The organism is Prosthecobacter sp. Pr1 (assembly GCF_057652315.1).
Genome location: NZ_JBYFBS010000027.1, coordinates 1 through 23,826, shown reverse-complemented (window position 1 = coordinate 23,826; position 23,826 = coordinate 1). Strand labels below are relative to the sequence as shown.

Annotated in this window: 23 protein-coding genes; 12 read left to right on the top strand and 11 right to left on the bottom strand. The window is 60.0% G+C overall.

The window, feature by feature from the left end:
• Positions 1-73 precede the first annotated feature (73 nt).
• From AC24GY_RS27130 to AC24GY_RS27120, 3 genes are all read right to left on the bottom strand, one after another.
• On the bottom strand, positions 74-1,453 hold the full coding sequence (locus tag AC24GY_RS27130; protein ID WP_422320966.1) for a Gfo/Idh/MocA family protein: 1,380 nt from the start codon (positions 1,451-1,453) through the stop codon (positions 74-76).
• 261 nt (positions 1,454-1,714) lie between these two features.
• Positions 1,715-2,191: a MogA/MoaB family molybdenum cofactor biosynthesis protein gene (locus AC24GY_RS27125; RefSeq protein WP_487689413.1), complete on the bottom strand. Its 477-nt coding sequence runs from the start codon at positions 2,189-2,191 to the stop codon at positions 1,715-1,717.
• 53 nt (positions 2,192-2,244) lie between these two features.
• Positions 2,245-4,617 carry a carboxy terminal-processing peptidase gene (locus AC24GY_RS27120; RefSeq protein ID WP_487689411.1) on the bottom strand — a complete coding sequence of 791 codons (2,373 nt, stop codon included), beginning with the start codon at positions 4,615-4,617 and terminating at the stop codon, positions 2,245-2,247.
• A 74-nt stretch (positions 4,618-4,691) separates the two neighbouring features.
• On the opposite strand from AC24GY_RS27120, the gene AC24GY_RS27115 reads away from it, so the two are divergent.
• The 6 genes from AC24GY_RS27115 to AC24GY_RS27090 all read left to right on the top strand — a co-directional run bounded on the left by AC24GY_RS27115 (position 4,692) and on the right by AC24GY_RS27090 (position 10,682).
• Positions 4,692-5,342 (top strand): MBL fold metallo-hydrolase, encoded by a 651-nt coding sequence (locus AC24GY_RS27115; RefSeq protein ID WP_487689409.1) that lies wholly within the window; start codon positions 4,692-4,694, stop codon positions 5,340-5,342.
• The gene (gene rlmN, locus AC24GY_RS27110; protein WP_487689407.1) at positions 5,342-6,415 is read left to right on the top strand and encodes a dual-specificity RNA methyltransferase RlmN; all 1,074 of its coding nucleotides are present in this window, start codon (positions 5,342-5,344) and stop codon (positions 6,413-6,415) included. The genes AC24GY_RS27115 and rlmN overlap by 1 nt, the downstream gene beginning before the upstream one ends.
• A 244-nt stretch (positions 6,416-6,659) precedes the next feature.
• On the top strand, positions 6,660-7,310 hold the full coding sequence (locus AC24GY_RS27105) for a DUF1361 domain-containing protein (protein WP_487689405.1): 651 nt from the start codon (positions 6,660-6,662) through the stop codon (positions 7,308-7,310).
• A 2-nt stretch (positions 7,311-7,312) separates the two neighbouring features.
• Positions 7,313-7,729 carry a thiol-disulfide oxidoreductase DCC family protein gene (locus tag AC24GY_RS27100; protein ID WP_487689403.1) on the top strand — a complete coding sequence of 139 codons (417 nt, stop codon included), beginning with the start codon at positions 7,313-7,315 and terminating at the stop codon, positions 7,727-7,729.
• Positions 7,730-7,944: 215 nt separating this feature from the next.
• The gene (locus tag AC24GY_RS27095; protein ID WP_487689401.1) at positions 7,945-9,897 is read left to right on the top strand and encodes an NAD(+) synthase; all 1,953 of its coding nucleotides are present in this window, start codon (positions 7,945-7,947) and stop codon (positions 9,895-9,897) included.
• A gap of 8 nt (positions 9,898-9,905) precedes the next feature.
• Positions 9,906-10,682 carry a transporter substrate-binding domain-containing protein gene (locus AC24GY_RS27090; RefSeq protein ID WP_487689399.1) on the top strand — a complete coding sequence of 259 codons (777 nt, stop codon included), beginning with the start codon at positions 9,906-9,908 and terminating at the stop codon, positions 10,680-10,682.
• A 250-nt stretch (positions 10,683-10,932) separates the two neighbouring features.
• Here the strand turns inward: AC24GY_RS27090 and AC24GY_RS27085 are convergent, their stop codons facing one another.
• A complete protein-coding gene (locus AC24GY_RS27085) occupies positions 10,933-11,172 on the bottom strand; it encodes a pilus assembly protein HicB (RefSeq protein ID WP_487689397.1) in 240 nt (79 codons plus the stop codon).
• 244 nt (positions 11,173-11,416) lie between these two features.
• Positions 11,417-12,415, bottom strand: coding sequence for a hypothetical protein (locus tag AC24GY_RS27080; protein ID WP_487689395.1), 999 nt, complete (start codon positions 12,413-12,415; stop codon positions 11,417-11,419).
• Positions 12,416-12,516: 101 nt separating this feature from the next.
• Here AC24GY_RS27080 and AC24GY_RS27075 point away from each other — a divergent pair, with 101 nt between their 5' ends.
• Entirely contained in the window at positions 12,517-14,046 is a 1,530-nt protein-coding gene (locus AC24GY_RS27075; protein WP_487689393.1) for an outer membrane protein assembly factor BamB family protein, read from the top strand.
• A 346-nt stretch (positions 14,047-14,392) separates the two neighbouring features.
• On the opposite strand, the gene AC24GY_RS27070 is transcribed toward AC24GY_RS27075, so the two are convergent.
• From AC24GY_RS27070 to AC24GY_RS27050, 5 genes are all read right to left on the bottom strand, one after another.
• Positions 14,393-15,337, bottom strand: a complete 945-nt coding sequence (locus tag AC24GY_RS27070; RefSeq protein ID WP_487689391.1) for a peptidylprolyl isomerase — start codon at positions 15,335-15,337, stop codon at positions 14,393-14,395.
• A gap of 46 nt (positions 15,338-15,383) precedes the next feature.
• Positions 15,384-15,701: a hypothetical protein gene (locus AC24GY_RS27065; protein WP_487689389.1), complete on the bottom strand. Its 318-nt coding sequence runs from the start codon at positions 15,699-15,701 to the stop codon at positions 15,384-15,386.
• Between the two features lie 209 nt (positions 15,702-15,910).
• Complete coding sequence (locus tag AC24GY_RS27060) at positions 15,911-16,159, bottom strand: hypothetical protein (RefSeq protein ID WP_487689387.1); 249 nt, start codon at positions 16,157-16,159, stop codon at positions 15,911-15,913.
• Between the two features lie 97 nt (positions 16,160-16,256).
• Positions 16,257-17,753 carry an NUDIX domain-containing protein gene (locus tag AC24GY_RS27055; RefSeq protein ID WP_487689385.1) on the bottom strand — a complete coding sequence of 499 codons (1,497 nt, stop codon included), beginning with the start codon at positions 17,751-17,753 and terminating at the stop codon, positions 16,257-16,259.
• A gap of 43 nt (positions 17,754-17,796) precedes the next feature.
• A complete protein-coding gene (locus tag AC24GY_RS27050) occupies positions 17,797-18,426 on the bottom strand; it encodes a PEP-CTERM sorting domain-containing protein (protein ID WP_487689383.1) in 630 nt (209 codons plus the stop codon).
• A 124-nt stretch (positions 18,427-18,550) separates the two neighbouring features.
• Here AC24GY_RS27050 and AC24GY_RS27045 point away from each other — a divergent pair, with 124 nt between their 5' ends.
• The 5 genes from AC24GY_RS27045 (at position 18,551) to AC24GY_RS27025 (ending at position 22,875) form a co-directional block, all read left to right on the top strand.
• Complete coding sequence (locus tag AC24GY_RS27045; RefSeq protein ID WP_487689381.1) at positions 18,551-19,174, top strand: hypothetical protein; 624 nt, start codon at positions 18,551-18,553, stop codon at positions 19,172-19,174.
• Positions 19,175-19,398: 224 nt separating this feature from the next.
• Entirely contained in the window at positions 19,399-20,262 is an 864-nt protein-coding gene (locus AC24GY_RS27040) for a sugar phosphate isomerase/epimerase family protein (protein WP_487689379.1), read from the top strand.
• A 137-nt stretch (positions 20,263-20,399) separates the two neighbouring features.
• Positions 20,400-21,104: a hypothetical protein gene (locus tag AC24GY_RS27035; protein ID WP_487689377.1), complete on the top strand. Its 705-nt coding sequence runs from the start codon at positions 20,400-20,402 to the stop codon at positions 21,102-21,104.
• A 153-nt stretch (positions 21,105-21,257) separates the two neighbouring features.
• Positions 21,258-21,617, top strand: coding sequence for a DUF2200 domain-containing protein (locus tag AC24GY_RS27030; protein WP_487689375.1), 360 nt, complete (start codon positions 21,258-21,260; stop codon positions 21,615-21,617).
• Positions 21,618-22,338: 721 nt separating this feature from the next.
• Positions 22,339-22,875: a glycerophosphodiester phosphodiesterase gene (locus AC24GY_RS27025; protein ID WP_487689373.1), complete on the top strand. Its 537-nt coding sequence runs from the start codon at positions 22,339-22,341 to the stop codon at positions 22,873-22,875.
• A gap of 637 nt (positions 22,876-23,512) precedes the next feature.
• Here the strand turns inward: AC24GY_RS27025 and AC24GY_RS27020 are convergent.
• The coding region (locus tag AC24GY_RS27020; protein WP_487689371.1) for a hypothetical protein at positions 23,513-23,826 on the bottom strand (314 nt) is incomplete at its 5' end.

Genomic DNA, 23,826 nt, shown 5'->3' with positions numbered 1-23,826 from the left:
TTGCAACGAATACAAAGCCTAGGAGCTTGCGAACGACGGCGCTTGGAGGACCAAGCGCCCTACAATTCCAAGCCTACACCTCCAACTTCCACGGCCCACGATACTCACGGCCAAGAAGCTTGCTGGCATCCGCGTCACCAATGATCTCCTCCTTCACGGGATCCCATTTGATGGAACGGTTGGTGAGGAAGGAGATAAGCGCAAGGTGGCCGGGGCTGGCGCTGCGGTGCGCGGTTTCCACGGGCGTCACCGTAGGCTGGCGGCTCTTCACGCAGTCGAGGAAATTGCGATGGTGTCCCTTGGTTTCGTAGAGACGTGTCTTGATGATGTCGTCCCCCAGCTTCGGAGCTTTCGCCACTTCGATGATCTCACTCTTGGGGTCCTTCTCATCCTTCCGCTTTTTAACGAGCTGTTTGAGCGCCGGGTTTGAGCAGTCATACGCACCGCCGCGATTCACATAGACCCAGCCGTCAGCGCCGATCCACTTGGTGCCCATCTTGATGTCGTCGTGTCCGCCTGCAATGGTCATGGTGATGTCGCCAGCATACTTGGCCTCGGCGCGGTACTTGGTGGCGGTGTTCCAGATGTCGGTGCGTGGCGGCATGTCCACCTGGATGGGGCTTACTTCATTTGGACCGCTGCTGTCCATGTTCATGCCCCAGTGGGCGATGTCGCAATGGTGCCCAATCCAGTCGAGCAGCTGGCCGCCGCCGATGTTGTAATCCCAGCGCCAGTTTTTGTGAATGCGGCACTCGATGTAGTCCTGCATTGTCGCAGGGCCGATCCACATCTCGTAATCGAGTTCGGCAGGAGGAGGCGTGACGCTGCGCTTGTCCTTGGTGCCGGCAAAGTCGTTGTGCCCGCTTGGAAGGCCCACATGCACTTCCTTCAATTTGCCAATCAGACCGTTGCGGACGATCTCCGCACCGATGCGGAAATTGTCCTCACTGCGCTGCCAGGAACCCGTCTGCCAGATGCGGCCGTGCTTCTGCACCGCCTTCACGATGGCCTGCTGCTCGGCGATGGTGCGCGCCAGCGGCTTCTCACCATAGATGTCCTTGCCGTTCTTTGCGGCTTCAATGGCGGTGAGCGCATGCCAGTTGTCAGGCAGCGCCAGCATGACGGTGTCGATGTCCTTGCGGGCCATCACCTCGCGGTAGTCGTGGTAGGGCTTGCAGTCCTGGTTCTTGTAAGCGCCGTTGATGGTGTCCAGCGCCTTCTGCAGATTGCGTTTGTCGATGTCACATGCGGCCACAATCTGGCAGTCCTGCTCTTGGAGAAATTTGGCGGTGTTGCCCGGCCCCATCATGCCCCAGCCAAAGACGGCCATGGTAATCTTGCTGGAAGGCGCATTCTGTCCAATGACACTGGCCGGAATGATGGTAGGAAAGCCGATGGCGGCGGCAGACTTCGTGAGGAACTGGCGGCGGGAGGAAACAGGAATGCGTTTCATGGGAGTGGTTTGGCTGACTGCGGAGATTTAATCGAGTCTCCGACAGCAAGTCCAGCCGCAAATGCGGAGTCGGCGCGACACAGCTTTGGTACGACAGACACTCTTGTCTGTCGATCAGCGCTCCCGCTAGGAAACATAGTGTGCAAGCCATCTGTCATGCCTTTCCAGCAGGCTGACGCATTCCTCGGACGCTTTGAACTCAGGTGCGCATCAGGGGGTTAGAGGGAGCGCTGATCGACAGACAAGAGTGTCTGTCGTACTTTAGCAACTCGTCGGCACCCGCTGCGCCAGCTTCACGGTGTGCGGAATGGCACCGAGCACAAAGCTGAGGCAATCCACAGCTCCCTGCGGTTTTCCTGGCAGGGCGATGACGAGGCTGCGTTCCACCACCGCCGCGAGGCTGCGGGAAAGAATGGCGTTCGGGGTCAGTTCCAGCGATTTCATGCGCATCAGCTCCCCAAAGCCGGGGATCTCCACACGCATGATGCCACGAATGGCCTCGGGGGTGACATCACGTTCGGCGATGCCCGTTCCACCTGTGGTAAGGATGAGCGCGCAGCCCTGCGCTGAGAAGGAACGAATCGCCTCCTGAATCCGCAGAAGGTCATCGGGTATGATCGCCTCAGCAGCGACCCCCCAGCCATAGCCTTCCGCAGCCTGCCTCAGGGCCGGACCGCCAAGATCCTCATAGACACCCTGACTGGCACGGTCAGAGACAGTGATGATACCGACCTGCATACGATGCGTACTGCCAGTGGAATGTGGTAAAGAACCCGGGCCTTAGGCGCTCATTACTGAGCCTGAGGCTTGGTGCCGACCTGTGCTTTGTCCTCGGTTTTGGCCGCTGTGGTGGGCTTGTGGTCAAGCTCAAGGAGGTCACGCAGAATGTGGATGGTTTCCAGTTTCACAGGCTCGACACCGTAGGGGAACTTGGCTTCGTCATTGCCGCTGTCGTCATCCTTGGAGGCTGTGCGCATGCCGGAGTTCATTTCCTTGCTGAAGGCAGACTCGGGCACCAGGTCAGGCTTGTCCACGTTGTCCAGCGTGAGGTGATAAGTCTTGAAGCCGTTGTCTTTGATTCGCTCAGCCACTTCCTTGGTGCGCTTGGCACGGTCTTCGGTCTGCTTGTCACGACGTGCTTCGGTGTCGAGACGCTCCTTCTCACGCTCCTGCAGATTCAAAGAGACCGTGTTGTGGTCGATTTTATCCTTCAGACGCGTGGACTCTTCGACCACGTTTTGGAACTCAGGACTGGCTACGACACGGCTCTTAACACGTGCGTTGATCTCTTCGATCGGGAACGGATCCTTGCGGAAGAGGGGGTACTTGCGCGGCGGGATGGTGTCGTAGGGCAGCGGGTTTTCAGCGGAGGATTCGCCGATGTCCAGCACGTCGCGGATCGAAGGCAGAGGAATGTCGGACTCAACACCTTTGAGCTGGGTGGAACCACCGGCGATGCGGTAGAACTTCTGGATCGTCACCTTGAGGTCGCCAGCACCTTTTTTGTCGCTGAAGAAAGGCATGTAACGCTCGACCGGGAGGATGGTCTGCACGGTGCCCTTGCCGAAGGAGGACTTGTCGCCCACGATGAGCGCACGACGGTAGTCCTGCAATGCCGCCGCCAAAATCTCAGACGCAGAGGCGCTGGCCTTGTTGATGAGGACGATCATGGGGCCGTCATACACAGGCTTTTCATTTTCGCAGTCACGCCAGGTGATGCTGCCGCGCCAGTCCTTGGCCTGCACCACAGGGCCGGCAGGAATGAAGAGACCGGTGAGCTTGATGGCTTCGTCCAGGGAACCACCGCCGTTGTCGCGCAGGTCCAGCACGAGGCCGTCGATCTTTTCCTTCATCAGACGGCGCAGCAGGCGCTCCACGTCCACGCTGGTGCTGACCGTGTTGTTTTCCATGTCCGCATAGAAATTGGAAAGGTTGATCCAGCCGACCTTGAGCGTCTTGCCGAGGTCTGGAGGGGTGACGAGAAGTTCGGCATTGGCGAGCTTCTCTTTGAGCGGCACTTCATCACGCACGATGGCGATGATGCGGTTGCCGGAGGGATCGTCAGCGGGGACGATCTTGATACGGACGGTGGTGTTCTTCTCACCGCGGATCATGTCGACGATCTTCTGCAGCTTGAGATACTTCACATCGACGAATTCGTCATCACCCTGAGCGACGGCGATGATGCGGTCGTTCAGCTTGAGCTGGCCCTGCTTGTCAGCCGGACCACCGACGACGATGCCCTGGATTTCTGCGCCGTCATCCTTCTGGCCGAGCAGCGCGCCGATGCCGACGAGCTTGTGCTGCATGTGGATCTTGAAGTTGTCGCTCTCATCCGTGCTCATGTACTCGGTGTGCGGGTCATAGGCGGTGGCCAGACTGGAAAGGAAGAAGTTCACCACGTCCTTGGTGTCGTTCTCGTCGATGCTTTCCAGCAGACGGGTGTAATCCTTGAGCACGCGCTCCTTCGGAGTCAGATCCTTGTCGTCTTTTTCCTTCTTGGCGGCGATTTTGGGAGCATCGGCGGCAGGCTTCTCAGGCGGTGCCACTTTGCCGGCTTCAGGCGCGGCTTCGGTCTTCACCTCGGCGGTGCCAGCTTTCTTGGCGGCAGCTTTTTCAGCCTTTTTCTTTTCATCACGCTCACGCGTTTCATCGGCGATGCGCTCGGCCAGCAGATTGTCCTCGATGATGTCGAGCCACAGCTTGTCCTGGGCGGCCTTGTCCTTCGGCCATGGCGCCTTGTCGCGCTTGATCTCAATGGTCCGCTTCGAGTCAAAGGTGAACTTGTTGCTCTCCAGCGCCGTCTTGAGGAAGTCCACGCGCTCCTTCACCCGCTCCTTGTAAACGTCATAGATCTCGATGGCGGGGCTGATGTTGCGCATCAGCACATGGTCATCCAGCGTCGTCTCATACTTGTCCTTGAAGCCCGCGACATCCTGCTCGGTGAAGAAGATGTGCTTGAAGTCGAGCATGTTCAGATAGTTGTGAAGCATCTCGCCGGACACCTTGTCGTCGAAGTCCTGCTTCGAGTAGTGGTGGTTTTGCAGCATGTAGGCCACATGCATGGCCACCTGGCCAAAATTGGTCTCCGCTTGCGCCGAGGGAATAAGGAGCGCGAGGGCGGTAGCCGCAGCTGCGACGGGGGTGAGTAAAAAGCGAGTCATGGTGGGGGTCGTCCAGATCTATAACGAACCTCGCGGTGCGTTTTGCGTTCAGATTTTGCCTTTTCTGGGTTGAAATGTCCACCTCTTTCCCGTCTTTCGCCATCTCCATGTCTGAAATCACCACCTACACCGGCGGCATCGCCGCCACGAACGGCCATCTGCTCACCCTGCCCGGCGGCACCATTCTTGTGGATGCACCGGATGGAATAGGCACATGGCTTAAGCAGCAAAAAGTGAAGGTGGATGTCCTCTTCCTCACGCATCAGCACTTCGATCACGTGCTGGATGCCGCTGCTGTGAAGGCGGAGCACGGCTGCAAGGTGTACTCCTTTGCCCCCAATTCACGCGAACTGACGCTGGAGATTCTCTACGGAGCCGTGACGGGCAGTCCCTTCTCAGTCCCCCCATTTGCGGTGGATGAGGTCCTCGAAGGACAAAGCCAGATCGAAGTCCTCGGCGAGACGTGGAATCTCTACCACGTCCCCGGTCATTCTCCGGACAGCCTCTGCTTTCACCTCCCATCCCAAAACCTGCTTTTCGGTGGTGACGTGCTCTTCCTGGACAGCGTCGGGCGCACCGACTTCCCCAATGGCTCCGGATCTCTTCTGCTCAGCGGCATCATTAAGAAGCTCTTTGTCCTGCCCGATGCCACCCGCGTCTACCCCGGCCATGGCGATGACACCACCATCGGCCGTGAGAAGCGCGAAAACCCCTACCTCACCTGATGCCACAATCATTCCATGACCTGACCTTTGACCAGCTGCGCGAGGTCATCGTGGCCGCAGGTCTGCGTCCGGCGCATGCAGGCACTCTTTGGAACACCCTCCACTTCAAGGCGATGGCGGATCCCCTCTCACGTGAGGACCTCCTGCCCCCTCTGCGCAAATGGCTCACCCAGGTGCTCAGTGACGGCTCGTGGACGCTCGACGTGCCACCCGCCTCTTTGGACACGCCCAGCAGCGATGGCCTGACGCACAAATTTCTCCTCCGCATGGCCGATGCGCAGGAGATCGAGACCGTCATCATGGGCTACCCCGGCCGCCACACCGCCTGCGTCAGCACCCAGGCAGGCTGCGCCATGGGCTGCGTCTTCTGCGCCACCGGCCAGATGGGTTTTGTGCGCCATCTGCGCCCCGGCGAAATCGTGGCCCAGGTGCTGCATGCGCAGCGCGCCGTGCGCGCCAAAGGCGAGAAGAAAGGCCTGCGCAATCTCGTCTTCATGGGCATGGGCGAGCCCCTGCACAACTACGATGCCGTGATGACCGCCCTCGACATCATCTGCGACACCCGTGGGCTGAACATCGGCCCCAGCAAGATCAGCGTCTCCACTGTGGGCGTCGTACCCGGCATCCTGCGCATGGCGGCGGAAAACCGGCCCTACAATCTCGCCGTCAGCCTGCACGCCGCCACGGAGGAGGAGCGCGCCAAACTGATCCCCGCCAACCAGCGCTGGCCGCTGGCTGATCTCATCGCCGCCTGCCGCAGCTACAATGCGCAGACCGGCCGCCGCATCTTCTTCGCCTGGACCTTGATCGAAGGCATCAATGACACGCCCGAGCACGCACGCCGCATTGCCGAACTCCTCCACGGTCTGGACGCCCACATCAATCTCATCCCGCTGAATCACACCGACGGCTACGCCGGCAACGAAAGCAGCGACAGCTCAGCCGACACCTTCCACCGCATCCTTCAAGACGCCGGATTCCCCTGCACCATCCGCCAGCGTCGCGGCATCGATGTGGCCGCAGGCTGCGGCCAGCTCAAGGCGGCGAAGAATCGGCGTAAGGCGGCAGTTTAAGAATGCGGTGCGCTTAACGCGCGACAGCGTTTTGGAGTGCTCCAGTCCTCTGGAGCTTTTCGCGGGCCAATGGACGTTCAAAAGCGCCGGAGGGCCGGCGCACTCCAAAACGCTGTCGCGTAGTTTGCACTCAAGAACCTCATAGGCACTCCATGAACTTCCCGTGAACCCCACGTGAATTCATCTCCATAAATCGCGCGCCACTTGCCGTGATTGCGGAATGAAGCGTATCGTTGCGCCAGCCATGTCCAACCGCGTCTTTCTGCTGAACCTCCTCGCCTGCCTGTGGTGCTGCATCCTGCTGAACCTGCGCATGCACCTCGCTGGACATAGCTACTACGCCTTCATGCTGTGGAATCTCTTCCTGGCAGCCATTCCGCTTGGCCTCAGCCTTGGCCTGCGCCAGATCAATCGCCTCGTGCTGGCAGTGCCACTGCTCGCGGTCTGGCTGCTCTTCTTCCCAAATGCACCCTACGTCCTCACCGACCTGATGCATCTCAATGAGCACAACGCTCACGTCCCCAAGTGGCTCGATCTCCTCATGCTGCTCTCTTTTGCCCTCGTTGCGCTCTGGTTCGGATTTCAGTCCCTGCACATGGTCCAGCTTTGGTTTACGCGAAAGTATTCCCATGCCACGGCATGGTGCGTCAGCGTCTGCTCACTCGCCCTGAGCGGCTTCGGCATTTACCTCGGCCGCTTTGACCGCTGGAACAGCTGGGACCTCGTTCACCGCCCCGTCTCCCTGCTCAGCCGCATCGCCGCCTACATTTTCCACCCCATGGACCACACCCGCACCTGGGGCTTCACTCTCGGTTTCGGCACCATGCTCATCCTCTCTTACCTCTTCTGGTTTTCCTCAGCGCCAACCGCTCCGGACAGTCGTAAGCTCGACTAGCCGTGTCCCACTACGATCCCAGCCGCGACCACCTGCTTCTCTTTGATGGCGTCTGCCATCTCTGCGATGCCAGCGTGCGCTTCATCGTGAAGCGTGATCCTGCAGGCAAGATCAAATTCGCGCCCATCCAAAGCCCGCTTGGCAGCCAGCTCTACGCGCAGCACGGCCTCGATCCCGCTGCGCCCAACGCCATGCTTTTCATCACCCCGCTCGGCGCATTCAAAGCCAGCGACGCCGCCCTCGAAATCGCCCGCACGCTCGGCGGCCTGTGGAAATTCGCGCTCCTTTTCAAAATCCTGCCACGTGCTCTCCGCGACGCCTCCTACTACTTCATCGCCCGCAACCGCTACCGCTGGTTCGGCAAAGATGACTCCTGCATGATGCCCACGCCGGAGCTGAAGGCGCGCATGCTGGAGTAGTACGACAGGCACTCCTGCCTGTCGATCAGCGCTCTCGCAATCCCCCAGGCCTGCACCCAATCGAAATCTATCGACGAAAGCGTTAGCCTGCTGGAGCGACACGGCAGGACAACTTGCAACCGATGAATTTCAACAAAGCGCTGGGCATCGACAGACAAGAGTGTCTGTCGCACTTACTCCTCGCACACCCCAAACCCTCCGTGCTAGGTTCCACCATGCCGCAAGCATCCCCTACCCCGATCACCACCCGCGAACGTCTAGGCTTTGTACGTGTCGCCGCCGTGTCCCCGGAACTGGTGCTGGGAGATGTGGCGAAGAACGTCGCGATCATCGCCCATGAAGCACGTACGCTGGCGCAGCGCGGCTGCCGTCTCGCCGTCTTTCCTGAGCTGAGCCTCACCGGCTACTCCTGCGCGGATCTGTTTCACACCACCGCCCTGCTGGATGCGAGCGTGAAGGGTCTCGCCGAACTGGTTCACGCCACACTGGATCTGCCCTGCGTATTGGTCGTGGGCCTGCCTCTCCGCGTGCAGGACCGCCTCTACAACATGGCCGCAGTGCTAGCCAAAGGCCGACTCCTCGGACTGGTCCCCAAGACCTTCCTGCCCAATTCGTCCGAGTTTTACGAACGCCGCTGGTTCTCACCTGCGCACACGCTGAACGTTTCCACGCTGCGCTTGAATGACGAGGAAGTGGCCATCGGCACGAAACTGGTGTTTGAGGTGCTGGATGTTCCGGGCTTCGTCCTCGGCATCGAAATCTGCGAGGACTTGTGGACGGTGAGTCCGCCCTCGGGCCCTCTGGCGCTCGCAGGAGCCACGCTGCTGGCCAATCCCTCCGCCAGCACCGAAGTTCTCGGCAAGGCCCCCTACCGCCGCCACCTCGTGGCGCAGCAGGCGGCACGCTGCCTGGCGGCGTATGTCTACGCCGGAGCAGGCGCAGGTGAATCGACCACAGATGTGGTTTATTCGGGTCACGGCATCGTGGCTGAAAACGGTGTCCTCCTCGGTGAAACCGAACGCTTCTCCTTCGAGACGCGCGCCATCGTTACCGATGTCGATCTGCAGCATCTGGCGCATGACCGTCTGAAGAGTTCCGCCTTCCGCGATGAAGCCGGCAGCGTCGGCTTCCGCCGCCTGACCTTCAGTCTCGGCGCAGCCCTCGGTGGCGATGACAGACTTCTCCGCCCCGTCTCGGCACATCCCTTCGTGCCTTCGGCCAAAGTGGATCGTGCCGCAGTGTGCGAGGAAATTTTTGCTATTCAGGCCACAGGCCTCGCTCGTCGATTGAAACAAGCACACGCCAAAACAGCGGTGCTCGGACTCTCCGGCGGCCTCGATTCCACCCTCGCGCTGCTGGTCATGCTGGAAGCGCTGAAACGCGCGGGCATGCCGACGACTGCCGCACTGACAGTCACGATGCCCGGCTTTGGCACCACCACCCGAACCAAGGGCAATGCCGAGCAACTGGCCGAGGCGCTGAACATCGAACTGCGCACCATTTCCATCAACGACGCCGTGCATCAGCACTTCGCCGACATCGGTCATTCGGCCACCCAGCACGACGCGACTTACGAGAACTCGCAGGCCCGCGAGCGCACTCAAATCCTCATGGACCTCGCCAACAAGACCGGCGGCATCGTTGTCGGCACGGGAGATCTCTCCGAAGCCGCACTGGGCTGGTGCACCTTCAATGGCGACCACATGTCCATGTATCACGTGAACTCAGGCGTGCCGAAGACGCTGGTTCGTTACCTCATCGAATGGTGCGCCGCCGGCCCCTTTGCCGAGAAAGCAGGCACCATCCTCCTGGACATCGCCGACACGCCCATCTCCCCCGAGCTGCTGCCCCTCGCGGCGGATGAATCGCTGCAGCAGAAGACCGAGGACACCGTCGGGCCTTATGAGCTGCATGACTTCTTCCTGTTTCACTTCGTGCGGCATGGCAGCAACGCCGAAAAAATCCGCTGGCTGGCAGCCCAGGCCTTTGCGGGCAAATACGACGATGAAACCATCGCCAAATGGCTCGCTGTCTTCTTCAAACGTTTCGCCCAAAACCAGTTCAAGCGCTCCAGCGTTCCGGACGGCCCCAAGGTCGGCTCCGTGGCCCTCTCTCCGCGCGGCGACTGGCGCATGCCGAGCGATTACGCCGGTGATTTAAACTCCTGATTGATCCCATGCTTCGCTACCTCGCCCTCAGTCTGCTTCTCACCCTCTGCGCCTGCACGCGCAGCAACAAGCTCATCATCGGCACGGACGCCACCTACCCGCCGTTTGAGTTCGTCGATGCCGCCGGCCAGATCAGTGGCGTGGACATCGAGGTGGGGCGCGAGATCGGCAAGGCCTTGGGCAAAGAGGTGGAGTTTCGCAACATCAACTTCGACGGCCTCATCACCGCTCTGCGCACTGGCTCCGTCGACCTCGTGCTTTCGTCCATGACCGCCACGCCGGAGCGACGCCAGTCCATCGATTTCTCCGAGCCGTATGTGAAGACGGGCCTGGCGATTCTGGTCGCCAAAGGTTCCACGGTGCAAAGCGCCGCCGATCTGAAAACTCCGGACCGCAAGATCGTCGTCCGCCTCGGGACCACCGGTGAAACCTGGGCGCGGGAAAATCTCAAGGACGCCAAAATCATCGCCCTGGATGCGGATGTGTCCTGCGTGATGGAGGTGGTGAACGCGAGCGTCGATGCGTGGATCTACGATCAGCTCTCCATCATGAACCATCACGCCAAGCACCCTGAAACCACGCGAGCACTGCTCGCTCCGCTGCGTGAGGAAGTCTGGGCTGTGGGCCTGAAGAAGGGCAATGAGGAACTGAAGACCAAGGTCAACGAAGTCCTCGCCCGCATGCGCAGCGACGGCAGCTTCACCCAGCTGGCCGAGCGCTTCATGGCCAAGGAAAAAGCCATGATGAACGCGCAGGGCCTGCCGTTTGTGTTTGAGCTGAAGTGACTGTGACCAGCCGGCCCATAGCGCATCGCAGCCTTTTTTGGAGTGCGGTCGCGCAGTGAGGAACGAACGCAGCTACCGCTTTCGACGGGATGGATGACTTGCGCGCCCCGCGAGACATTTGAAAGCGGGAGCCGGTGGTTACTCGCAGGCTCTTCTGCATACGCATGTCACGAGACGCTCGAAAGCGGCAGCTAATCGCAGCCGCACTCCAAAAACCACCGGGCTTAATCGAAGCCCGGGCAGAATTGAATCAAGCCGCCACCAGTTCCACGTCGCGCGTGATACGCACCGATGGCGCAGGCAAAGCCTCTCCCTGCTCCTGACGGTGCGCCACTTCATCACGCAGGATGCGGCACAGTTCGGCATAGACCTGCTCATCGTTTGCGCCGTGACAAACACCGCCCACATAGAGATCCGGACAATAGCCAATATAAAGCTGATCCTCCTCCGACCAGCGGACGAAGTGATGATAGCGGTCTGCGGCTTTCATATAGAACAGTAAATCACTTCTTGAGACCTGGTGCAATCGTGTGGGCAACCAACGAAACTGGTTATTGCCTTTCAAGCTCATAACATCGCGCGGCCCCAAATCGAATCCCCTCTCCCCGTCGAAATTATGACAAAAACCAAGGTGCCCTTGGGGGAGAGGGAGAACCGCTTTGGCCGCCCAGGTTGCTTGGATACAAAATGATTTAATATGCCCTAAGGTGCGCCGAATTGAACCTGCCACACAGCTACTTCGCCAGCTCAAAGTTCTCCGGCTTCACGCCCTTTTTGAATCCGCCGAAGCCGTACATCGTGGGCTGGTAGTCGCCGACGATGGAAACATCCGCCTTCTCCGGCACTTCCTGTCCGAGGCCCCAGAAGACGCCGTTCACGACGAGACGGCGCAGGCCTTCGTTGGTGAGGTCAGTTGCGGCGCCCATGGTGGTGGCGAGGATTTTGTTTTCGGTGCCGGCATCATTCTTCACCACGCGCAGCCAGGCCACGGGCATCATGGGGGTGTTTACGTCCTGCTCCACCTTGGCGGCAGTGGCTTTCTTGTAGCTCGCCGGTGGCGTGTCAGCGGTCATGCCCTGCAGGATCTGACCACGGGCGAGAATGACGGCATCGGCAGGCGGGGCGGCTTCATAGACGTCGGTGTTGCCGAAGAGATCGCTCACACCGCGCAGCACGGGATGGTTCGCGTTCGCGGCTTCGATGATGCCCTTGGTGGCTTCAAACTTGTGCTTGCCCCAGTGGCTCACCCAGGTCTCGCCGAGGAATTTCTTGCCCCATCCTCCCGTGGCATTGTTCCAGTTCCACACGGCAAAAGGGCTGTCCTTCGCGTAGCCGCTGAAGGCATGGGTGCTGGTGCGCAGGGCGATGATCGGCACGCCACGGTTCACGGCGGCCTCAAACTTCTTGCTGGTGGCCTCATCCCAGTGGCGGAAGCGCAGCAGCATCACGATGGCATCGGCGGAATCCAGCGCCTCAGGATGGCTCAGGCTGGCACCGTTGGTGGGGACGATCGTGCCGTCCTCGCCAAGGCTGAAGAGCACCGTGCATTTGAAGCCGTGGCGCTGGCTGAGAATCTTGCCGAGCATGGGCATGGACTCCTCGCTGCGGTACTCCTCATCTCCGGAAAGGAGCACGATGTGCTTTCCTTTCGCCGCACCGGCGGGTTCATAGACGACGTGATCGGCGGCCATCAGGCCGGAAGCGGCAAGCAAAGAGAGGAGAAACTGTTTCATGAGAGTTGGTTGGAACTGACGGAGGATGAGACATACGCCAAATAACGCCAGCCATTTCCAATGACCTGCGCCAGACGTAGAATGACGCGACTCTCACTCCCATGATCCCCAAATTCCCTCTTTTTCTCACCCTGCTGTTTGGCGGATTGCTGGCCTGGCTCTGGGCCACGGATCACGTCTTTCGCTCGGGCGGCCTCATGATTCTCATCCCGCTGTGGCTGATCCTCTTCGGTCTCTGGTGGGCGCTGCACCTGCGCAGGGTGCGGCTGAAGCGGCTGGGCGTGTTCATCCTGGGAGTCCTTGCCGTCATGGCGGCGTTTAAGTATCTGATCCGCTACGATGGCTCTGCCGACGGCTCCGCCTTTCCAAGCCTGGCCTGGCGCTGGCAGAAGGCGGAGGTGCTGCCGGAACTCCACAGCGGTGCAGACGCCGCAGCGGTTCCCTCAGCCACACCCGCAGGAGTGGCGGACATGCCGCGCTTCCTCGGGACCAAAGGCGATGGCGTGCTGCCGGAACCAGACTGGCAGACCGACTGGAAAGCGCACCCGCCGCGCGAAGTCTGGCGCATCAAGGTGGGAGACGGCTGGGCGGGCTTTTCTGTGGCAGGCGGACGCGCACTGACGCAGGAGCAGCGGGGGGAAGAAGAATACGTGACCTGCTATGACCTCGCCACCGGCAAGCTGCTGTGGGCGCATGCCGACAAGACACGCTTTGATGAGCCGATGGGCGGCATCGGCCCGCGCTCCACCCCCACCGTGGATGCGGCACAAAATTTGGTCTTCACCATGGGCTCCAAGGGCTTGCTCAACTGCCTGGACCTCACCACTGGAAAACTCCGCTGGAGCAAAGACGTCCTCAAGGACGGTGGCACCACCAAAAACCCGGAGTGGGGCAAGAGTGCCGCGCCCTTGATCGTCGGAGACACCATCGTCTGCAGCGGCGGCGACAACGGTGCCACGCTCATCGCTTACAAAAGCAAGGACGGACAATTGGCATGGAAGGCCGGAGATGACGGCGGCAGCTACAGCTCTCTGGTGCTGATGACGCTGGCCGGACGAGAGCAGATCGCCAGCGTGAACAGCAACTCCGTGACCGGGCATGATCCCGCCAGCGGCACCGTGCTGTGGAAGTTTGACTGGCCGGGCTTTTTCCCCAAAGTCTGCCAGCCTGTGCAGGTGACGCCGGAGCGCATCTTGGTCACCACCAGCTATGGCCTGAAAAGCAACCTGCTGGAGATCAAGGCTGCTGCCGATGGCAAGCTCACCGTGTCCTCCATCTGGGCCGCCAGCGCGCCGCGCACGAAGTTCAGCAGCGCCAGCGTGTTCGGCACCCATGCCTACGCGCTGGATGAAGGCACCTTCTGCTGCGTGGATCTGTCCACCGGTGAGCGCGGCTGGCGCGAGGGGCGCTACGGCTTCGGCCAGCAGATTCGCCTAGGTGAGAGCCTCATGCTCGTGCAGGCGGAGAAGGGTTTCGTCGCCCTGGTCAAAGCCAACCCTGCCAAGCTGGAGGAAGTGTCACGCCTGGAAGCCCTGAAAGCCAAGACCTGGAACCCACCGACCCTGGCAGGCCGCTGGCTGCTGCTGCGCAACGACCGTGAAGCGGTCTGCTTTGAGCTGCCTGCGAAGTAGAGCCGCGGCTTCATAACGTTTCCCAAAACGAATTTCCAAAAGGCAGCGCGCGGCGACACTCAACGGCGCTTGGCGGACCAAGCGCCCCACTTCGCCTCCCATATGGACTGCGGTCGCGAAGTGAGGCACGAACGCAGCTACCGCTTTCGACGTGCAGACCGGCACACGCTATACCACTGCTTATCCAAAGGCGGGAGCCGGTGAACTTCCGCCAACTGATCAGCGCACGCGCGCCACGAGACGTTCGAAAGCGGCAGTTTCACCCTTTCAGGGTTGCGCAGCCGCAGTCCAAAAGCGCTGCGCACCTCCGCGCCACCAGCCACACATCAAAAACACCACCCAGCTCTCACCACACGCGGTGGAAGAAACGGCTCACCATGCCGCGCGCCGCATCCGGCTTGACGTAGCGAGTGCCTTCACCCGAAGCGATGGCCGGCACCTGCATGGGGCCCTTTTGCGTGATGACCTTCATGGATTTGATCTCGATTCGGGCCACCGGGCAGTCGTTGGCATCCACCGGCATGAGGGAGATGCGCTTGAGGGTCTCCAAGCCGGACACCACCTGGCCAAAGACGGTGTATTTGCCTTCCAGCACGCCGTAATTGCCCAGGGTCACGTAGAACTGCGAGCCATTCGAACGGCGCTCAGGATTGACCTTGTCAGAGCGGCGGGCCATCGCCACGGCTCCGACACGGTGCGGCCGTTTGATCTCGGCGGGAATCGTTTTTTCCTCGCCTCCCGTACCCCACTTGGCACGTGAGGACTCATCTGAAGTCAGCGGATCACCGGTCTGCACCAGAAAGCCTTCGATGGCACGGTGGAAGGCCAGGCCGTTGTAGACGCCACTGTCACAGTGGTCGATGAAATTGTTCACCGTCTGCGGCGCGTCGTTCGGAAACAGCTCGATCATGACCGTTTCACGTGTGCCGCCGAAAGACACTTCCATGACTGCGATCTTGCGCACGGAATCCTTGGCCCACAGCGCAGGGTCTTCCAGCCGCTGGGCAGGAAGACGCGTCGGGGTGGAGGTTGCGTAGGGGGTGTATTGAGTGACGTCCGTTTTGCCAGGGGTGGCGGTGGCGCCGCCGCCAGACTTGTCCACAGACTTGAAGAGCGCCTTCTGGGCTTCCTCGGCCAGCTTGTCGATTTCCTCGGTGGAGGGAGTCTTGGCAGGGGCCGGCACCACCGGGACCGTACTGGACCGGAGGGAGTCGGGGGCCTTGATCTGCTGGGCAGTCAATGCGGCGTGGCATCCAAAGGCCAGGAGGAAGGTCAGAAGCGGGGTCTTCACGTGTCGTGCGGTTTTAAAACAGGAAAAAGCAATTGCCATGCCGCGACTAGCGAAGAGTGGAGGGAACCGCAGGGCTGGCAGGTGCGGCGCGGCTTGGCGCAGGCGCGGGGGCCAGTGCCGGTGCAGGTGCTGCGGGCTCAAGACTCATGGGCGCGGCGGGCTGTTCGGACCGGGCGTTCGCATTGTACTGGTAGCGCATCTTCGGATTGCCGCGCGATTTGCGGGGAGGCAGCCCCCAGCTCACATCGAAGGCATCCTGCTGCGCCACCGTGGGATGACGGGAGTCAACATGCTCAAAGGAACCGCAGGAGACGAGAAGGGTTGAGGCAAGCAGAGCGGCAAAGAGGTAGCGCAGAGATGTCATTGTTTGGCGAAATTGAATTCTTAACGGGATCCGATACTAGGCGGGCTGTCTCTAGCTGGCAAGATCGAAGTCTTCGACGCTGACACCCTGCATTTCGTTCAGTCTCCAGGCGCATACCTCCCTCCCCCACGGATCGGTGCCATGCAAGACGTGTTGGCGCAGTTCGCTCGCAGCCGTCGAGGCCGCAATGATTTCCATGTTCTCCGCGACTAGCCCCTGTCGGCCGCAGCTGCCGCCGGATCCACGCTCAGGGTCGCGGCGGACTGCTCGGCACGGGCATTGTATTGGTAGCGCATCTTCGGGTTCCCCCGTGCTTTGCGTGGTGTCAGGCCCCAGCTCACATCATAGGCATCCTGCTGGGAAACCGTGGGCAGACGTGAATCTGCATGCTCAAAACTACAGGAGCTGAGCAGCGTGGTGGCAAGCAAAGCGGCAACGAGGAGGCGCAGATATTTCATGGGTTGGCAGGATGGAATGCTTCACAGCACATGCACCGGACAGGCTGGCCCTGACCGGCGAGATCGGGAGTCTTGGACGCCGCCCCCGCCATTTCGTTCACTCGCCACGCACCAGGCGCACGGCCACATGGTCGGTGTCAGGCAGGATGCGTTTGCGCAATTCCAGAGTCACCCCGATGGCCTGAAACTCCTCCAGCACGCAGGCCGCCATCTCCGCAGCGAGGGTTTCGATCAGCCTGCGGGGCCGCTCCGCCGCCAGGGCCTGCAGCCGTGCGGCGACGGCGGCGTAGTCGATCGTGGAAGCGATGTCGTCGTTCATCGCCTCGAACCGCCTGCGGATGCGCAGGGTGACGTCCGCCACCAGCACCTGCGCCTCAGCCCGCTCAGCTTCGGGAACACCGATGTGCGTGGTCAGTCGCAGGGCGGCAATGCGGATTTCGTCAGGGGGAAGCATGAGGTGGGGAGTTTTTAGCCGGGGCTTGGGATCTGACAATGCGGAAGTCCCCGCAGGTGTGGGAGTCTTGGGCGCTTCCTTCGTCGCTCCACCCAGCAGCCCCTTGCGCAGGCATTCATCCAGCAGGATGCGGGTGGGAATGTTCAGGTCCATCTGCAGGGCCTCGGCCAGCGGCAGCCACTGAAAGGCCTGCGCCTCCTCGTTCAGCACCACCTGCGGCTCCGCCTCCGCACAGCGGGCGATGTAGTTCAGCAGCAGAAAGTGCGCAGAACGCTGAAACTCCACGGGCTCGATGCAGTCCTGCACCATGACGAATTCGATGTCTTTTAACGTGAGCGCCGTTTCCTCCAGGATCTCGCGCACCAGCGCCTCTTCGCAGGACTCACCGCGTTTGATCTTCCCCCCGGGGATGCCCCAGCGGTGACTCCACTTGTGCGTGCGGATGAGCAGCATCTCCTCTTTCGAGTTCAAAATGAGCGCGCCCACGGTGGACACCGGGTAGGCGCCATCTCCCCCCGTCAGAGGCCCCAGCAGCGCTGGCAGGCGCGAGAGATCCGGCACCAGCATGTCCGGCGCGGCGGTCATGAGCGTCTCGGCGCTCTCATACCCCGTGCAGGTAGCGATGGTCACCACCCCGGCGGCATGGCCGGCATCAATGTCATGCCGCATGTCGCCGATGAAGGCCGTCTCTGCGGCAGCCATGTCCAGCTCTGCCAGCAGCGTGTGGATTTCCGTGCGCTTGTCGATGACGCCACAACGCATGACTTCAAAGGCATCCCGTACGCCCAGCGCCTCCGCCTGAGCCATCACATGCGGCAGCGGCGCACTGCTCAGCACCACCAGTCGCCGGCCCGTGGCAGCGGCGAACTGGATGAACTCCCGCGCATGAGGCAGGATCTCGATGTCCGCATGCGCATGGGTGAAATGTTCCAGATAGAGCTCCTGCAGACGCTCCACCTCCAGACCGGGCAGCACCTCCGCGAAAAACTCGGTGTACGGCAGGCGAAAGCGCCCCTTGAACTCCTCCCGCGTCATTTCCACAGCACCAGCGGCACGCAGCATGCCATTCACAGCACCCACCACGCCAGGCAGGTCATCCACCAGCGTCCCGGACCAGTCGAACAAGAGATTCCGAATCATGTGCCGCCCGCCTTAGCTGCGGCCACGCCTCTTTGCAAACCATTCACCGCAGCCGACGGCGACGCAGCGACCACAACCCAGCCACCCCCAGCAGGAGCAGGCTGCCCGGCTCCGGCACCGGCACAGGTGAGGTCACAAATTCAATGCCGTAGTTGATCTGGTCAGACCCTTCCTGGATCCAAAAGGTGTAGTTTCCCGAAGGCAGCGGCCCATCGAAGCCGATGCCGCCGAAGTCCGGCCCCGCATCCAACAATGCCAGCAGATCGACGTAGGTGTTCCCAAAGCCATCCTGCCCGTAGCCCCACAGCGCATTGCTCAGGTGGTTCGATGGATCGCTCATGTTGATCGATCCGCCATTGGCGATCGCCATGAAGGATGCGTTGCTTGGGCTGCCGCTCTGGGCCGAATAATCCACCAGATTGATCCCCGTCAGGTAGTAGCCTGCGGCGATGGTAAAGTTCCAGACGTCCGCATCCAGCGGCCCAGTGCCTCCCAACGACCCCATGGTGCCGGAAAACAAATTGACCCCCGAGTCCAGGGTGCCAATGAGCGTCGGCGCATTGCCATCGCCAGAAAGCTCCCCATCGATCGTCTCGTCCCAAGTCAGCGCCTGCACCGAGCCGAATGGCAGGGCAAGAGCAGCAAGGAGGGCGAGAATGCGAGAAACCGGCATGTTATTGTAATTATATTAAACATTGTTAATATTGTCAATTCTAGTGATTGTTTTCCTAACGTGAAGTTTCCGCCCTCCCATTTCAGGCTCGCTTCCCGCCTCCCGCCCCTGCATTTTGGACAGCATGCGTCCCCTGCTCTCCTTGCTGACCCTTCTCTGGCAGACCTCCTGCGTCCACGTTTTCACCACGCATTACGACTACCAGTCCAGCGCCCCGGCACCCACGGCAGGCGGCAGCGCCTTCAGGGTGGAGTTCATCCCCAAGGCCACAGAATCCGGCGTGGCCCTCAGCGCCATGGTCGTCGGCGGTGCCCTGGTGTCCGAAGTGAGCCCCTACCAGATGCGCCTGCACGCCTTTGGTCAGCCCGGGGATCAGCAGTGGTTTGAAGTCAAAAGCATGCGCCTCAGCTCTGCGGACGGCTTCAATGCCCCCATGGAGCCCCGTGGCTTTGCCGGCCGGGCCGAATTCCAGCCCACCCAAACCCCCGGCTCCACCCGCGCCAGCCTGCTCCTGGGCCCCTACGTCAGCCTCGATGCCCAAAAGCAGCACGACATCGTCCTGGACGCCGAAGTCGTCGTCAGCCGCCGCAGCGGCCTCACACGCAGCAGCCTGCGCATCCCGCTCTCGCTCACCAAAACCAAACGCCGCGAAAGTACCAACGTCATCGCCGAGATCTCCAACGACATCCGCGACCGCGACAAGCCCACCATTCCCGCCGGCCTGCCACCGCCACCGGAGAAGCCGTAGCTCCCTGGAAAACATTGAGATTTACACCGCAAAGGCTGGAACGCCGCAGAGGTTGTTTCAGAAGAACTCTGCGGCGTTCCCATCTCTGCGGTGTTGATCTGATCTGTAGACTCCCACAGCATTTTGCCGCTTTACAGTTCACGCTCGTTCGCTCCAATGCCGCTCCACCGGTCGCACTGGCCGTCGTGATTTCTCCACAGCAAACCCACAACCACACTCACACCATGGGCAAAATCCAATTCGGTTCCGAAGTCTACACCTGGTTCATGCAGGGCACCGGCAAAGGCTACGACAACAAGCTCGACCACATGATCAAGGTCGCCTCAGAAGCAGGCTTCACCGGCATCGAGCCGATGGTGCTGGAGATCTCCCAGAGCGCCCTCGGCTGCTCCAAGTACTGGCTAGGCGACTTCATCGACCCCATCAAGCTCAAGGACGTGCTGCAGAAGTACAACGTCCAGCTCGCCGGCCTCGCCCTCGTCTGCGCCTGGGACGGTGAAACCGAAGCCCCGAATGAAAAGGAAGCCGCCGACTTCACCCTCAATTTCCTCAAGCACTTCCCCGGCTCCATGCTCGGCACGGTCACGCTCCCAAGCGGCCGCAAAGACAACCTCCAGAGCCGCCGCCTCAACATCGCCAAGAACGTCAACGCCGTCTCCAAACGCGCCGCCGATCTCGGCCTCAAGTGCTCCTACCACCCGAACTCCCCGCCCGCTTCCCTCGTTCGCACCCAGGAAGACTACGACGTCGTCCTCAGCAGCCTCGACCCCAAAGTCACCGGCTGGACTCCTGACGTGGGCCACATCATCCGTGGCGGCATGGACGTCATCGCCACCCTCAACAAGTGGCAGCACCTCGTGAACCACATCCATTACAAGGACTTCTCCGGCAACGGCGCCGAGCCCTGGGCCCAGATGGGCACCGGCAAGCTCGACTTCCACAAGATCACCGAGTGGCTCGTCTCCCGCAATTACTCCGGCTGGATCATCTGCGAAGACGAAGCCCACGTCGCCGTCGATGACCCCGATGGCGTGACCAAGCAGAACGGCGAATGGTGCAAAGCCAATCTGCAGCCGATCGTGGCGTAAGTTAGGCCGCACGAATCTTTCGATTCACTCGACGCCTTCTCCTGGAAAGGAGAAGGCGTTTTTCATTGTGCATGTTTATGCTCTTGCACATCGATGGCCAGGTTTGCTAAACTACTTGTGCATAAAGCAATCCAGCAATGAGCCGAACTTCCTTCAAACTCAAGTGCGTTGCATTTGCATTCCTGTTTATTTCAGTTGGCTGCCGCGCGGAGGACCTGAAACCGCTGTCGGTTTTCTGGATTGGCGAAAGCGTATATTTGGCAGGAAGCAGAACAGATCCGTCAGACTTGGGGGGCTTTTATAAGTCTGACAACATGCCTAAAGGTATTGAGAAAGAAAACTTGGGCGCTCCAAACGCTCTGTCTCTCATCGCCCTGACGGATAAGCAGGTTCCATATCGGCAGTACCAAGCGGGGCCTATGCTTCGGGGGTTCCAGCTTGTGCTCGTCAATCGTACTGGCAAAGAAATGTCATTCAGGGCTCAGGATTCCCGAGTTAACATTATCTGCGAAGCGCAAACACCCGAACGTGTTTGGAAACCAATTGAGCGCCTGTCTCACAGCGACTGTGGCAACAGTTATCATCAGGTCTTCTTGCCAGACAAACACTGTTGGACATTTGCAGCTCCTGCCTTTGCAGGATCCCTCAAGACCAAAATGCGTTATAAATTAGTCAGCAAACAGTCAGACGTGACTTATTCCAACGAGTTTGAGGGCTTCATCAATCCTTCACAGTGGACAGCAGCCAAGCCTGAACCGCTTCACGAGGATCCACCTAAAATTCGGCTCTCACCGCCTCCGCTTGATCCCGAGGCGAGGAAACGTCTTGAACTACTGCGCTAGTCAAAAAAGTGCTCAGTCATAAATGCCACCGGCTGTCTCGCCAGTCAGAAAAAGTTCCGGTCATTTTGACAAGCCATGGGACCTTTCGATCTAAATCATAACCATGAGCAACAAATCCGCCCTCCTTTCCTCGGCTCATTTCCCTCCAGCCCCATGACCCAGAAACCCAAAGTCTTCACCATGAGCTTCGCAAAGGTCTATGCCTGCCTCGTTGCCAAAGCAGAGAGGAAGGGAAGAACCCAGGCGGAAGTTGATTCGATCATCCACTGGCTGACCGGCTACGATCCCAAATCGTTGCAGGGCCTCGTGACGAAGGGAACTGATTACGAGACCTTCTTCACGGAAGCCCCCCGGCTCAATCCCGCCAGATCCTTGATCACGGGAAGCATTTGCGGAATCCGAGTGGAGAACATCGAAGATCCGACAATGCGCGAGATCCGCTACCTGGACAAGTTGATCGATGAACTGGCAAAAGGCAAATCCCTGACCACCATCATGAGGAAAGCAGAGTAAAAGATGCCAGGGGCTGCAGGCACCAGCCTTAAAGCAACATTCCGGTCAGAGACAAAGGTGCTGACATCAAAACTCTTCTGCCTATAAATCGCCTGTTTGCCCAACCAACAGCACCAATGAGCGATTCAGCACCAAGCCTCCCCCTTAGTCGCAAGTCCGCTGCTGTGTGGCTCGTGAGTTCGTTGATCGGTTTTGCTTTCAGCATCTGGATTTCATGGGCTGTGCAGAGATGGTGGCTGATCATACCCGCGAGTGCAGTCATGGTGGGGATGCTTCGCTGGTGGTTGTGCAGGCAGGTGATGACACCTCCGCATCACTCATCCCTTGGCGTCCATGTTCTATCGTCGGTGTCGCTTGCCATTCCAATAGTGTCACTAGGCATTTTCCATTGCTCCCCGCGGCATTCCACGGAGCAGTTGATTCCTGTTCAACTGGTGGCTGTCGCCATGGCTCTTGTCAGTCTCGGAACACTTCGTGGCTGGAGGTCGTACAATGTCTTGATTGCTGGCGGGATTGCGATTCCGCTGGCTTTGACGGTGGCTTACCATCTGATTTTTGCAAACATGAGAATGTGGTACTAGCGCTACAAAAGCAGTCCATCGTTTGAATCTAAGCATTGCCTTTCTTTGGGGGGTGCTCTCAAGGCGAGACCGATGAGACACACCACCATTCACACTGACCCATGAAAACCATCGCGCACCGAGGAGGCATGGGAAAGGGAATGCAAAACACCCCTGCCGGGGTGCGCCTCGCCGCACAGCATCAAGCAGACTTTGTGGAACTGGACGTAGTCCGCACTCCGAACGGCGAATTCCACTGCGCGCATCATGGGTGGAACTCGAAATCCGAGCTGCGCGAGTGCCTGGCGGAACTCGGACCCCACATGCGACTCATCGCCCACCTCAAGGGCAATTATACCGAGGCAGATCTCATCTGCGTGGCCGAGTATCTGGCACCTCATCTCCCTTGGGAGAAGGTGGTCTTTGCTTCGCACCGGAGCGGCGTTTTGCGAAGGATGCGGCAGTTGATGCCGGACGTGCGCATGGCTCGCTTTGGGCTGCTCCCGGCCCTTGGAGCTTTGTGGAAGCAGCAGCCTTGGGACTGCTGCATGATCAACCAAGTGGTGCTGACACGCTGGCTCGTGAAAGCCTTGCAGCAGCGAGGCTATGAAGTCTTCGCAAGCTGTGTGTGGGAGCTGCGCTCCAGGCGAAGCGTGCAGGAGCTGGGGGTGGACGGGGCCTTCATGAATTTGCGATAGGATCAACAAGGCAGGGCATGAAGGGGAAGGCGGAGTTTCGCGGGTTTAGACGGTCGGCCTCTTGTGCCGCGCGGCAGCGTTTTGGAACCGAAGCGCAGCGGAGGCAGACAGCCGCAGGCTGCCCGAAGGGTGAGCGCAGCGAATCAATCAATGCGGTCGCGCAGATGCACGGCGCCAGCCTGCATCGGAGCTACCGCTTTCGCGGGCTGTAGAGTATTCTCCGGCCTTACCCTGCCCTCCGGCCTGCGAAAGCGGCGTCGGAGCATCGGCTCCCAGCCCCGCCGCCGCTCTTCTCACTGCATAATCAACCATGCGGTGCTGACACGCTGGCTCGTGAAGGCTCTCCAGCAGCGAAGTGCAGATCTTTATGTGGACTTAACAGTAATTTAGCCCGCACTTAAGCTAAATGATACGACCGTTCTTTGGGCGTAATCCGAAGGCTTATTCATGATAAGCCCCAACCAGCCAAGCAACAGTCTCTCCCCCCCAATAACTCTCGGAGAATTCCAAAGGAAGTGTGACGCGATGGAGGGATACGTGGACTTGGGGTTGCCTGAGGAAGCCGTTGAAGTGATGCGCAAGCTCACATCGGAACTCAACCTCACCGATGAAGGCGGCGAACAGTTCATGAACGTTCTCACGAAAAAGAATTTGCCAGCCCAGCCTGCTGTTGATGAAACAAAAAGCGCCACAGCACCTCTTTCCAATGAGTGAGTCTGGAACCATGATGCGCGCACAGCGTCCAGAGCCATTCAATATCTCCTGAGGCTGGCCAGCCCGCCCAGACCACCGCCTCCCACCGCGCGCGTATACCCAGGCGTTGTTTTAGTGGAGTTTGTTGCATTTTCTCCACGTGGGGGGCCGGCTTCCCGCTCCTGTTTTCGCGATTTTCCATCGCGTTCCAAAAAGGTTGGACACCCCAACCTTGTTTAAGATAGCTTCGGAGAGCAC

Excerpts from the sequence above, each read along its gene's own strand:
- AC24GY_RS27130 (WP_422320966.1), bottom strand. The coding sequence starts at position 1,453 with ATGAAACGCATTCCTGTTTCCTCCCGCCGCCAGTTCCTCACGAAGTCT.
- AC24GY_RS27125 (WP_487689413.1), bottom strand. The coding sequence starts at position 2,191 with ATGCAGGTCGGTATCATCACTGTCTCTGACCGTGCCAGTCAGGGTGTC.
- AC24GY_RS27120 (WP_487689411.1), bottom strand. The coding sequence starts at position 4,617 with ATGACTCGCTTTTTACTCACCCCCGTCGCAGCTGCGGCTACCGCCCTC.
- AC24GY_RS27115 (WP_487689409.1), top strand. The coding sequence starts at position 4,692 with ATGTCCACCTCTTTCCCGTCTTTCGCCATCTCCATGTCTGAAATCACC.
- rlmN (WP_487689407.1), top strand. The coding sequence starts at position 5,342 with ATGCCACAATCATTCCATGACCTGACCTTTGACCAGCTGCGCGAGGTC.
- AC24GY_RS27105 (WP_487689405.1), top strand. The coding sequence starts at position 6,660 with ATGTCCAACCGCGTCTTTCTGCTGAACCTCCTCGCCTGCCTGTGGTGC.
- AC24GY_RS27095 (WP_487689401.1), top strand. The coding sequence starts at position 7,945 with ATGCCGCAAGCATCCCCTACCCCGATCACCACCCGCGAACGTCTAGGC.
- AC24GY_RS27090 (WP_487689399.1), top strand. The coding sequence starts at position 9,906 with ATGCTTCGCTACCTCGCCCTCAGTCTGCTTCTCACCCTCTGCGCCTGC.
- AC24GY_RS27085 (WP_487689397.1), bottom strand. The coding sequence starts at position 11,172 with ATGAAAGCCGCAGACCGCTATCATCACTTCGTCCGCTGGTCGGAGGAG.
- AC24GY_RS27080 (WP_487689395.1), bottom strand. The coding sequence starts at position 12,415 with ATGAAACAGTTTCTCCTCTCTTTGCTTGCCGCTTCCGGCCTGATGGCC.
- AC24GY_RS27075 (WP_487689393.1), top strand. The coding sequence starts at position 12,517 with ATGATCCCCAAATTCCCTCTTTTTCTCACCCTGCTGTTTGGCGGATTG.
- AC24GY_RS27065 (WP_487689389.1), bottom strand. The coding sequence starts at position 15,701 with ATGACATCTCTGCGCTACCTCTTTGCCGCTCTGCTTGCCTCAACCCTT.
- AC24GY_RS27060 (WP_487689387.1), bottom strand. The coding sequence starts at position 16,159 with ATGAAATATCTGCGCCTCCTCGTTGCCGCTTTGCTTGCCACCACGCTG.
- AC24GY_RS27055 (WP_487689385.1), bottom strand. The coding sequence starts at position 17,753 with ATGATTCGGAATCTCTTGTTCGACTGGTCCGGGACGCTGGTGGATGAC.
- AC24GY_RS27050 (WP_487689383.1), bottom strand. The coding sequence starts at position 18,426 with ATGCCGGTTTCTCGCATTCTCGCCCTCCTTGCTGCTCTTGCCCTGCCA.
- AC24GY_RS27045 (WP_487689381.1), top strand. The coding sequence starts at position 18,551 with ATGCGTCCCCTGCTCTCCTTGCTGACCCTTCTCTGGCAGACCTCCTGC.
- AC24GY_RS27040 (WP_487689379.1), top strand. The coding sequence starts at position 19,399 with ATGGGCAAAATCCAATTCGGTTCCGAAGTCTACACCTGGTTCATGCAG.
- AC24GY_RS27035 (WP_487689377.1), top strand. The coding sequence starts at position 20,400 with ATGAGCCGAACTTCCTTCAAACTCAAGTGCGTTGCATTTGCATTCCTG.
- AC24GY_RS27030 (WP_487689375.1), top strand. The coding sequence starts at position 21,258 with ATGACCCAGAAACCCAAAGTCTTCACCATGAGCTTCGCAAAGGTCTAT.
- AC24GY_RS27025 (WP_487689373.1), top strand. The coding sequence starts at position 22,339 with ATGCAAAACACCCCTGCCGGGGTGCGCCTCGCCGCACAGCATCAAGCA.